At 30.5% G+C, this 10,992-nt stretch carries 13 protein-coding genes; 2 read left to right on the plus strand and 11 right to left on the minus strand.

Going from position 1 to position 10,992, the window contains the following annotated elements:
• Window positions 1-34: 34 nt before the first annotated feature.
• The 5 genes from AC1RYN_RS06495 to AC1RYN_RS06515 form a co-directional block, all read right to left on the minus strand.
• On the minus strand, window positions 35-199 hold the full coding sequence (locus tag AC1RYN_RS06495) for a hypothetical protein (RefSeq protein ID WP_481806306.1): 165 nt from the start codon (window positions 197-199) through the stop codon (window positions 35-37).
• The gene (locus AC1RYN_RS06500; protein WP_481806307.1) at window positions 177-1,124 is read right to left on the minus strand and encodes an efflux RND transporter periplasmic adaptor subunit; all 948 of its coding nucleotides are present in this window, start codon (window positions 1,122-1,124) and stop codon (window positions 177-179) included. Before AC1RYN_RS06500 ends, AC1RYN_RS06495 begins: the two co-directional genes overlap by 23 nt.
• Before the next feature lie 52 nt (window positions 1,125-1,176).
• Window positions 1,177-2,463, minus strand: coding sequence for a TolC family protein (locus AC1RYN_RS06505; RefSeq protein ID WP_481806308.1), 1,287 nt, complete (start codon window positions 2,461-2,463; stop codon window positions 1,177-1,179).
• A 97-nt stretch (window positions 2,464-2,560) separates the two neighbouring features.
• Window positions 2,561-3,808, minus strand: a complete 1,248-nt coding sequence (locus AC1RYN_RS06510; RefSeq protein ID WP_481806309.1) for a sensor histidine kinase — start codon at window positions 3,806-3,808, stop codon at window positions 2,561-2,563.
• Window positions 3,809-3,921: 113 nt separating this feature from the next.
• Complete coding sequence (locus AC1RYN_RS06515; protein WP_129538767.1) at window positions 3,922-4,593, minus strand: response regulator transcription factor; 672 nt, start codon at window positions 4,591-4,593, stop codon at window positions 3,922-3,924.
• Window positions 4,594-4,779: 186 nt separating this feature from the next.
• Here AC1RYN_RS06515 and AC1RYN_RS06520 point away from each other — a divergent pair, with 186 nt between their 5' ends.
• Window positions 4,780-5,616, plus strand: coding sequence for a sulfite exporter TauE/SafE family protein (locus AC1RYN_RS06520; RefSeq protein ID WP_129538766.1), 837 nt, complete (start codon window positions 4,780-4,782; stop codon window positions 5,614-5,616).
• 4 nt (window positions 5,617-5,620) lie between these two features.
• On the plus strand, window positions 5,621-6,073 hold the full coding sequence (locus AC1RYN_RS06525; protein ID WP_481806310.1) for a DUF1634 domain-containing protein: 453 nt from the start codon (window positions 5,621-5,623) through the stop codon (window positions 6,071-6,073).
• Here AC1RYN_RS06525 and AC1RYN_RS06530 read toward each other — a convergent pair.
• From AC1RYN_RS06530 to AC1RYN_RS06555, 6 genes are all read right to left on the minus strand, one after another.
• The gene (locus AC1RYN_RS06530; protein ID WP_481806311.1) at window positions 6,047-6,469 is read right to left on the minus strand and encodes a hypothetical protein; all 423 of its coding nucleotides are present in this window, start codon (window positions 6,467-6,469) and stop codon (window positions 6,047-6,049) included. The genes AC1RYN_RS06525 and AC1RYN_RS06530 overlap by 27 nt on opposite strands.
• A gap of 86 nt (window positions 6,470-6,555) precedes the next feature.
• Entirely contained in the window at window positions 6,556-7,269 is a 714-nt protein-coding gene (locus tag AC1RYN_RS06535) for a DUF4328 domain-containing protein (protein ID WP_481806312.1), read from the minus strand.
• Between the two features lie 222 nt (window positions 7,270-7,491).
• A complete protein-coding gene (locus tag AC1RYN_RS06540) occupies window positions 7,492-8,406 on the minus strand; it encodes a hypothetical protein (protein WP_481806313.1) in 915 nt (304 codons plus the stop codon).
• Between the two features lie 61 nt (window positions 8,407-8,467).
• Entirely contained in the window at window positions 8,468-8,860 is a 393-nt protein-coding gene (locus AC1RYN_RS06545) for a VOC family protein (protein ID WP_481806314.1), read from the minus strand.
• Window positions 8,861-9,205: 345 nt separating this feature from the next.
• Window positions 9,206-10,225: a TQO small subunit DoxD gene (locus AC1RYN_RS06550; RefSeq protein WP_481806315.1), complete on the minus strand. Its 1,020-nt coding sequence runs from the start codon at window positions 10,223-10,225 to the stop codon at window positions 9,206-9,208.
• A 55-nt stretch (window positions 10,226-10,280) separates the two neighbouring features.
• On the minus strand, window positions 10,281-10,661 hold the full coding sequence (locus tag AC1RYN_RS06555) for a hypothetical protein (protein WP_481806316.1): 381 nt from the start codon (window positions 10,659-10,661) through the stop codon (window positions 10,281-10,283).
• Between the last annotated feature and the right edge of the window lie 331 nt (window positions 10,662-10,992).

The following is a 10,992-nucleotide window of genomic DNA, read 5'->3' on the forward strand; positions in this document are numbered from 1 at the left end:
TTGTATTGTGTTTATCCGTTTTTATGGAGGATATTTAGTTTTTTAATCTTTCGTGAATTAACAAGTGATTTTTAGTAATAACTTTTTCACCTTCTTTAACTCCTTTATCAAAATAAATCCAGTTGTTATTTTTTGTAATTGGATTTATTTCTCTGGTTTCAATTGTACAATCGTCTTTATAGATTAAGATATGAATCACGATTGTTATCAAAAATGGCTGCTTTTGCAGGAACTGCAGCTAGCATTTCTCCTCCTAAGCTTTTATCGATAACGATATCTGCTGTCATTCCTGGTTTTAATTTTAAGTTTTTATTCTCCATTACAATTCTGGCTTTTAGTACATGCTCTTCGGCATCAAAAACTTTAGAAAGCATGGTTATTTTTCCTTTAAATATTTCTCCAGGATAAGCGGGTGTAGTAACATCTACAAGCATGTTTTCTGTTACGTTTTTTAGATTACTGGTATAAACATTTACCAATACCCAAATCTCTTTTAAATCAGAAATTGTAAAAAGAGGTTCGCTGCCATCAGTTATCTGCATTCCAGGACTAATGTTTTTGGCTACTACATATCCTTCAGTTGGTGCTTTTATCTGAAAAACGGCTCTTTCGCTGCTAGCACTAAACATGGCAAGATTTGCTTTTACATTTTCTAGTGAAGATTTTAAAACATCTAATTCACTTTGGGCTTGCATTAAGTCTTTTTGCGAAGCAATTCCATCATCAAACATTGATTTTGTTGCTTGTAATTGACGTTTAGCAACTGATAATTGTGATTGTAATGATTTACTTTCTGATTGCATACCGTTTAGCTCTGTACTTTTTATTTCTGCCAGTACTTGTCCTTTTTTTACATAATCACCCAATGAAAAAGTAGTTTTGGTTATAATCCCTTCTACAAGGCTATTAAATTGTACTACATGGTCATTATTGTAGGTAATATTCCCAGTAAGGTTTATGGATTCACTAACCGTACGTTTTTGTACAGGCTCGATAGTAATTTTTTCTTTTAGGTCTTTGTCAATACAAAATTTTTCATCTGTTGTATTTTTAATTGTTTCTTTTTTGTCACACCCATAAACGAGCATTAAACCAAGGATAGGAAGTAAAATATGTTTCTTCATTATGTTTGTTGTTATTTTTAGATAATTAGTACAGTATTCCAGATTAGGAGAATTAATTAATTTCCTGACCTGCTATATAGCGTAGTTCTTCAAGGTTTTTATTAAGGTCTTTTTTAGAATTCAGCAGTATTGATTTGTTTTCTAAATAAGCTTCTACAAAATCCAGATATTCTAAGATACTGGTGTTTCGTTGCATTAAGTTTTTACGATAACTTTCTAAAAGTTTGTCTAAATCTCCTTCATAACTAGAGTCGACACTATCATAAAGTTTCTTGGTAACTATTAAATCTTCATAGGCTTGTAGTACTTCTGCTTGTACACTTATCGCTTTTTCTTCGGTAAGTAATTTGCCTTGGTCGATACTTATTTTTGCGGCTTTTATATTTCCTTGATTTCTATTTAAAAAAGGGAGATCCATAGAGAATCCTACTCCAACAAAATCCTTCATTATATTTGAAGCTCGATCATAGGTTACACCAAGAGTTACATCGGGCGTTCGCATGGCTTTTTCGTATTTGTACTTATTAGTATTGTACTCATTTTCTAGTTTAAGCACCTTCATATCTGGTCTGTTTTCTATAGCCGAAGCCAATAGATTGCCTAAGTTTATGTTATCGATGTTTTTATTATCGGGAACAAAACCTTCATCGGTAATTTGGATATAACTTGTAGCAGGCATATTCATAAGAACTTTAAGTTCTTTTTGCAATGAATTATTTTCTTTTTTGAGTTCGCTTATTTCTTTTAAGAATTGCAATTCAGAAGCTTTTAATCTAATATATTCCCCTTTACCAATATTTCCTTGTGTAACTTGATTACTATATGCTTTGAGTAATGTTTGCATTGAAGAAAGCTGTTTTTGATAAACGGCTTCTTGCGCTTGCACAAATTGTAGTTCGGTTAGATTTCCTCTGAACTCAATTTTCAGATTACGTAAAAAAGTTTTAAAATATTCTTTGGCGATATCTACACCAACTTTTTCCATAGCAATCATCTTTTTTCTTTTCCCTGCTGTTTGGATAAGTTGTTCCAGCTCAACATTAACTTGAGTTGTTCTTCCAAAATTGCCCATCATAGGTGGTAAGTCTTCAACTGTAGCGTTTTTCCAAAGATTTATCTCACCTACATTAAGAGTTGGATTTGGCCATAATTTTGCCTGAATAACTTGTGCATCGGCAATGTCAATGTTTAGTTTTTCGGAAATAAGTGAAAGGTTCTTGTCTAGAAACAAAGCCTCGGCCTGTGTTCTAGAAAGAACAATTGTATCGTTTATTGTAGTATTTTGCGCCACAGCTTTGTGTGATACAATAACGAGTAGGGTTAAGATTATACGTTTCAAATTATGTTGTTTTTAATATGATGCAAAGCTAGTTGCGGCATATTAAATCATAATTTGATATATATTAAAAGAGGATTAGACTAACATTAGAAAACGATTAGAGTGGCGGAAATAGTAATGTTACTGTTGTTCCTTCATCTTTTTTAGAAGTAATTGCAAAATGAATATTATTTTGCTTGAAGATAATGTTTGCCAAAGAAAGTCCTACACCACTGCCTTTTATATCATCGACATTTTTGCCTCTATAAAAGGTTTGTTTGATAAACTTTAAGTCGTTTTCACTAATGCCAGTACCGTGGTCTTCGATTACTATTTTTAATTGATTATCCTGTTGTAATAAGCTTATTTTTATAGGATTACCATTCGAGTATTTCACGGCATTCTCTATGATATTATACAAAGCAATTTTTATTTCGTTACTATTTCCTTTTATCGAAAGTAATTTGTCATTAGTAACTTCTAGTGCGATTTGAATTTGAGAATCCTTTAGTTTATGTACCTCTGGTAACTGGTCATTAATATCCCATACGAGTTCATCAACTCTAAAAACTTCATTAAGTTCAGTATTGTCTCTAAGTCCGGACAACATCATAAGTGTATTGAGAGTATCTTCTATTTGATATACATTTTCTAATACTTTTTCAGACATTTCTTTGTACTCAGCACTTGTTCTTTCTTTTTGTGCAAATACTTCTAAATTTCCTGATATGGCTGTTAAAGGCGTTTTAAATTCGTGAGAAACATAATTGATGAAGTTTTTTTGAATTACAAATGTATCCGATAAACGCTTAAATAAATTATTATAAGTTTCTATAAGTTCTTGTATTTCGTCTTTGGTATTTGGAGATATAATATGCCTGTCTAGTGACGAAGCCTCGATTTCGTTTACCTGATCTACAATGTTTTTAATTGGACTGTAAGCAAGGTTTGATAACTTACGACTAACCATGTATATTAGTATGAGTCCAATGAGTAAAACCAGCACCATGATAATTAACAATCGGTTGGTAATAGTTTTAAATTCAATATCATTTTTCTTAACAAAAACAACAAAATCACCTTGATTGTCACGGTAATAGCTTCCGAAATAAAAGTGGTGATTTGATTTAAAACTTAATTTCCTATTCTTCCGAATATAATCTAGTCTTTCAATAGTTATATTTTTATCATGTCCTTTTTCACCATAAACAATTTCGTTTTGCTTGTTGTAAACACGGGTTACTATCTCAAGAGAATTTTCTTTGAATTGCTGTCCAATGATTAAATGTTGATTTTCTGGCAGTTCATCTTTTTCTAAATAGAAGATTCCAGTAAGTAAACATGTTTTTTGAAGTTCGTTGTACATTATCTTTTCTGAATAGCTGTAAAATGATAAGTATGTTATAATCGAAGCAATTATAAATACTATGCTAAACGTAAATGAAGATATTAATGTAAATCGGTTGCGTATTTTCATAACTATTCTTTAATCATATATCCTGTTCCTTTTATGGTATGGATAAATTTATGGTTTTGTTCTATTTTGTTTCTTAAGTAAGAAATATAAACATCAACCACATTGGTATTATTATCATAATTAATTCCCCAAACGGCATTTAATATTTGGGTTCTTGACATTACTTTATTTCTGTTTTCTAGCAAAAACAATAGTAATTTATATTCTCTTGGAGACAAATCAATTGGTTGATTGTTTTCGGTAACTTTATGTTCTTCAGGGTTTATTGTTAAGCTCCCGCAGGTGTATAATGTTTCGACCTTGTTATAATTAAATTTTGTTCTTCGGGTTAATGCATTGACTCTGGAAATTAGCTCCTGAAAATGAAAAGGTTTCACAAGATAATCATCGGCTCCAGAATCTAAAGCATTCACTTTATCATCGGTATTACTAAGTGCACTAAGCATTAATATGGGAGTATGGATTTTTTTAAAACGCATTAATTTGGTTAACTGAATACCATCAATGCCCGGAAGCATAATATCCATTAAGATAATATCCCAAGTGTTTTCCTGAAGTAAGTCTCTGGCAATTTCACCAGTTTCTGCTAAATGCACTGTGAAGTTATTTTCTTCCAGACCCTTTACTATAAATTCGCTTATGCGTTTATCGTCCTCGATGAGTAAAACATTCATATGATAGTTGTTTCTTGTATTTATTTTAATGACAAAGATTATCAAAAATAACACTTAATTGCGGGAATGTGCTATTAAAATTGATGGTTATAGCCATGATTCTGTTTTTTAATATTTTGTTATGAAACAGAAATCTGAAATAATTAATATCAATTCGTAAATTAGGGGCGATATAAATACATTCGAATGACAGTACTTACATTTACACTGATAATGCTTTTTGGTGCTTTTTTGGCAGGTTTTATAGGTTCATTATCAGGTTTAGGCGGCGGAATAATCATTATCCCTTTATTAACAGTTGTTTTAGGAGTCGATATCCATTATGCTATTGGAGCCGCTCTGGTGTCGGTAATTGCAACTTCATCGGGTTCTGCTGCAGCTTATGTTAGAGAGGGAATTACCAATATGCGTTTGGGGATTTTTCTTGAGATTGCAACTACTATTGGTGCTGTTGGCGGGGCACTACTTTCTACAATTGCACCAACATCTTTTATTGCTGTTTTATTCGGACTTACATTAATTTTCTCGGCTATTAATTCATTGCGAAAAAAAGAAGAGCATATTGTTTTAGAGTCAAGTCCATTAGCTAAAAAGCTGAAATTACAAGGGACTTATCCTGCACATGATGGAGAAGTGATTAGCTATGGAACAAAAAATGTCGTGGGCGGATTTAGTATGATGGGGATTGCTGGTATGATGTCAGGATTATTAGGGATAGGCTCTGGTGCTTTTAAAGTAATTGCAATGGATAATATCATGCGAATTCCGTTTAAAGTTTCTACCACAACCAGTAATTTTATGATGGGAGTTACAGCAATGGCGAGTTCAGTAATTTATATTCAAAAAGGATATATCGAACCCGGAATATGTATGCCTGTAGTGATAGGTGTATTATTTGGGGCTATGGCTGGAGCCAAATTATTAGTTAAAACAAATCCCAAAAAGCTTCGTATCTTTTTTGCCTGTCTTATTTTTGTACTTGCAATAAATATGATTTATAATGGACTTAATGGAAAAATCTAAGGTTATGACACACAAAACTTTGGAAAAAGATTTTCAATCCATTATAGGGAACTTATTGCGTTACGGAGTATGGATTTCATTATCAGTAGCTTTTATTGGCGGAATTATTTATTTAATGAATCATGGCGGTGATATTGAAGACTATTCGGTATTTAAAGAAAACGATAGAAACATCTTTGAAGTAATTGCAGCGATTTATAACGGAGTTATTCAGGGTAATGGTGAATCAATAATATTTTTTGGAGTAATTATTACTTTTTCTTACTCCAGTATTACGTGTATTATTATCACTATTCTCTTTTTTACTAGAGAAGGATTATTTGTATGTAGTAATTACTCTAATTGTAATCTTTATTATTCTGATAAGTGTTTCTTTAGGATTTTCTCATTGATGGTTGAGGTGAAAGATGAGCTAAGTATAGATAAAAACTTACTTAGCAATTTCAATTTTAAGTAATTCATTATCGATTTTCCGATATGTTATACGAACTCTTAATCCATCTTTTATAATGTCATTGTTGGTATTACTATAGGTATTAAAACGTCCCAACAAATAATCACCATAACTAAATTTTATGGAGTCAACTTTAAAAGATTCGTGAGTATTGGAACCAAGTTTTTTTTGTACAAATCTGCGATTAAAGTTAGAAATTACTCCTTCGACTTTTCCAACTTGTTCAGAAGCTAAACTTTTACGAATTCTCTCATCACTATTATCGATTGTATAGAATTTTAAATAAATGAGTATAAAACTAGATAACATAAATAAAATGCCGACTGACCATAATAGAATTGATTTTTCATAGTCTTCATTTTGTTTTTTTAGCTTTTTTATTAGAAGCCAAGTTATCATTGTGATGATTGCTATATATAGAAATACGTCAGATGTTTTAATCGAGTTTGACGGTAAATCTAATACTGACCAATAGGTATAATAATTCAAGATAATTCAAGATTTGATTCAACTAAAGGCTCTGTAGTTTTAATTTGTTTCTCGTTATTCTCTATTTCAACAAGTAGTGATTCTACATTTGAATAATCTTTGATAATTTTTATAGTAATTAAAGCTAATGGTATTTCGATAACTTTATCTATAATATTCAGAATTGTACTTGTAGTTAATTGATCTATAGATGTTGCATCTGAAGTATATCTATAAATGATTTGTCCTAGGACATTATTAATAATCCAGAGTGTCCACCATAGAGTCAATGCTCCAGTTGTGAAATTTTTACCAATGTTTATTCCTTTTTTAGATAAGTAAAAATCGGTATCATTATATAGTTCTTTCATTATTTGTAGCGGTCTATATAGAGATATAATTGGAACAAACCAACATCCTGCTGCCCAGCCTTCGCTATGTGATAAGTTGTCAACTTTTAAATGAAGATTATAATAAGCACGTCTAAACCATTGTATAAAAGTGACTCCAGAAATAATGAAAAAAATCAAGTAAATGATTAGAATAATTTGTTGGGTGCTATCATTTGCATTTGCTTCATCTGGAGTTATAAAACCTCCATTTGCTACAGTATGAAGTAAATTGTATTGTAGAAAGTTTGAAATTAATGAAACAATATTAATTGATAAAACAATCCATATTAATAACATTGCATTTTTTGCCCTTTGCTCATTAGGTCTTAATTCTTCCATTATTTTCACTTTGGTTTGGTTGGTTTTTTAACAGAGCGAATATATTCTATTTTGTATTACTACAACTATTTAAATTTAATAATGTTCTAAAACAGAATTGCAAATAAACTAATCGAAAAATGACATCAGGGATAATCTGAGTATTTAAATGATTCTCCGTTAAATATAAATATATTTTTTTTATTGATGATTTGATAAATAGGGGTAAGAGGCTTTAGTTACTTACCATTCTCGCCATTCTTCAGTTAAATCAATAGTATGATCAAAATCAAATCCTGTGGTTCTTATAACGTTATTTATGAATTCACATAATTCTTCTCTTTCCATTGTTTCAATAAAACTGTTATTCTGATTATTAATCTTATTTATTGTCTGTACAAGTTTCTTTGTTGAGTTGTATATATTTGTTGCTTTTTTATTAATGGTCAGGGTAACCAAAGTATCCAAGTAATCTTTTAGTAGATTTTCGATTGCAATGATATTATTTTCTGTAAATACAGTGTCACCTTTTTCTTTCCTTTTTTTCCACTCAATTGTAGGTACTTTGTTAGTGTACTCTATAATGAACTTATGATTATCTGGTTTAATATTTTTATTTTGTTGGCTAAGGAATTTTTTGAGTTCTATTTTCGCTTTTTCGTCTAATGTAAGTTTTATAATTCGAATCCAAATCAATTGAAATTCAGAATTAAAAGCGGTTAAAATTCTAAAATAATCAAATTGTGTCCAGTAATAATAACCGTAAGAAGTATTTCCTTTTTCATAAGGTTTTTTTCCTAATTTATTTAATACTACTTCTTTGCTATCTCCTAAAAGAAGCTCAAATGGAAGAGGTACAATAGACTTCTTTTTTGTCTTTTCGTAATTAGGATCAATGGTAATTTCGTCTAAAAAAAGCTCCTCTTTGTTTCCTGTATTAATTGTTTCAGGTTCTCCATATTCTTGTTTATATCGATTGTAACCATCAAAATTCATATGGATCCCATTTTCTTTATTTTTGGATACAGTGTCATAAGCATCATTAGCTGTGTCTAAATTTCTTTTAGGATTATTTGGCAGTTTAAATTCCTTCATAAACGAAAGAAGTTCTTCTGATTTAATTGATTTGCCAAGTAAACTCTGTAGTGAATTTGCCATTGTATTATAAATTTGAGTAAACTTTTTGATAAATTATGTAAAGAGTAATGATATAGAATAATTATCCCATCGGAGTACAAATCTCGATTAAAAACCCATCAATATCTCTTATATAGGCAACTGTTTGTCCCCAAGGCTTTTGCTTTGCTTCTTGCAAAATGGTAGCACCAGCTTCTTTAGATTTTACAAGTACTTCTTCTACATTATCGGTTATAAAACCCAATTCGGTAGCAAAAGGCTTATTGGTTAAATCACTTTCGATAAAACCGTTTTTTAAATTAGAATTAGCTAATTCTTTTGATGCAAATGAAATTGTAGTTTCCCCTGTACTAAGTTCTCCGTAATCATTTTCGGGAGTTACAAATTTTCTCGTAAAACCAAAGGCATTTTCATAGAATGTAATTGATTTACTTACATCGTTAACATATAATATTGTATAACCGAATTTTACCATTTTTATTTTTTTTTAATTTTTATAATAATGTGTTAAGTGTATCTCATTAAACACATAGAAACATAGTTTTTATACATAAAATAGAATACAAAAAGAAATATATTTCTTCCACATAGCTAGCTCTAGCTTTGTATTTTTGAATAAGTGATACGTCTTTTCGAGAGTACAAAATCTATATTTCTATGCGTTGAAATTAATTTTAAATAACGAATTTATAATAGTTAAGACCAATACATCTAAATTAGAAAAAGCTTGACGGAAATAGAAATAAATAGATTTTTTAATGTACGAAAATACAAATAAAAAATAAGTTACCGTTCCGCCAAACCTAAAATTATTTACACATTAATTAGTCACTTTACTAGTCCATTCTGTTCCGCTAATGTCGGTGAGGATTATAGTATAATTAGTGTTTTTTTGCAAATGATAATTCGTTAAATCAAAATTCAGAATTGCTTTTGCGCCAAGCGGAATTATCAAACTGTGTTTACCAGGTTTTACTTTTGTAACGTATTTGTTGGCTATGTCTTTTTTAGGAAATTTAGCCAAATCTTCCCCTTTTAAATCCAAGATAATTTCTCCTTGTTCATTCTTTAGCTGAATTCCAATTAAAAACGAACCATAAACATCAACACCTTCTGTACGATATATTTGAAATTGTAAGGCATTATTTTTTATAGTTGCATCGCTAATTTCTACTTTAGGCTTTACCGATTTGTTATGCAATTTTCCAAATACGCCACCGTGAAAGTATTGATTCGTAAATAATGTAAGTGCTAATATTAGTAATGATCCAACTAGAACAATTGGTTTAAGCTTAGGAATAGAAAGTGGTCCTGAACCAAGCCATGAGAACCATTTTGTTTTAGTGAAACCATAATTTTTATTCATGAAGTAATTGTCTAGTGAATAAGGACCACTTCCGCTTAAAAAGAGGGTAAATCCACAAGCAATTCCTAAAACTCCAATTTGCCATTCGTCTAAGCAAGTGGTACCAATCCAGCCAGAACCTAATAAAATCCCCATAGCTAAACTAAATACTCCAAAGCTCATTAATCGGGTAAAGAATCCTAACATAATTAGTAATCCTACAATAGCTTCGATAATGGTGAAACTAACCATAGACCACCAGAGCGCTTCGGGATTTGTAACTAAATATTCGATTATGGGTTTTATTCCTAAAGCATTTGGAAGGAAATGATTGAATTTTTCGCCAATATATCCTGCTTCATCTTGGATTAGTTTGTTCTCGAGAATAAGCCTTCTCCAAAACGCAGAAAAGTATGTCCAACCAATAACAAGCCTAATAGAAAGCGTAAAAAGACCAGCCAAATTATATGACTGATTCGTATGAATATTTTTCATAAGTGTATATTTTAATTTTAAAAAACGATAATAAATAAAACGCGATTGTTTGGGATTATGCCAAATCGGATTTTAATCGTTTGTATAAAATATACAAAGGTGGAGTATTTACAGTGGCAACATTTACATAAATATGTTTTTTATGTAATGCTGTTGCTAATAAAATTTGATTTTGAGAAACAGAAACGGGTAAAACAGGAATTTGTTTCTTAAGCTTCTCAACGCTATTTTCTGATTGATTAACGCTTGATTCTTGTACTTCGCAATAAGAAACTCCTGTTGGGGTAGTTTGGTTCTTATTAAGCGTCTGAAAATACTCAATGTCAAAAACAGAAAACAAAGAACTTTTTACCGAACACGGAGCAAGCGCAAACACTACAGCAAGTAGTATTACGACAAGTCGCATTTTTTTAGGATAGGTTCTTTTGTTTTTCATATTTTTCAAAGATATGCTTTTGTTTTGCTTTTTGCTAAAGTATAAAAGTATTAAGTAAAAAAAACGCTTTAAATATTGTACTGAATATATCTCTCGCAAAGGTGCAAAGACACAGAGAAAGTATTGGTAACTTAACGACTTGGTGTCTTTGCATGAAAAATTTAGTCAGAAATTTTAATGCGTTGACTTAAAGGTTAAAGCTATTCAAAAGAGATTTTTTATAATTGAATTTCATGAAAAAGTAAATATCCAGTTTTAAAATCTATAAAATAAATTGAACCTTGAACATCTAGGTGCTGCCTCCCTAACAACAGGAGCATGTATTAACCTT

The sequence above is a fragment of the Flavobacterium sp. TC780 genome (assembly GCF_056783245.1).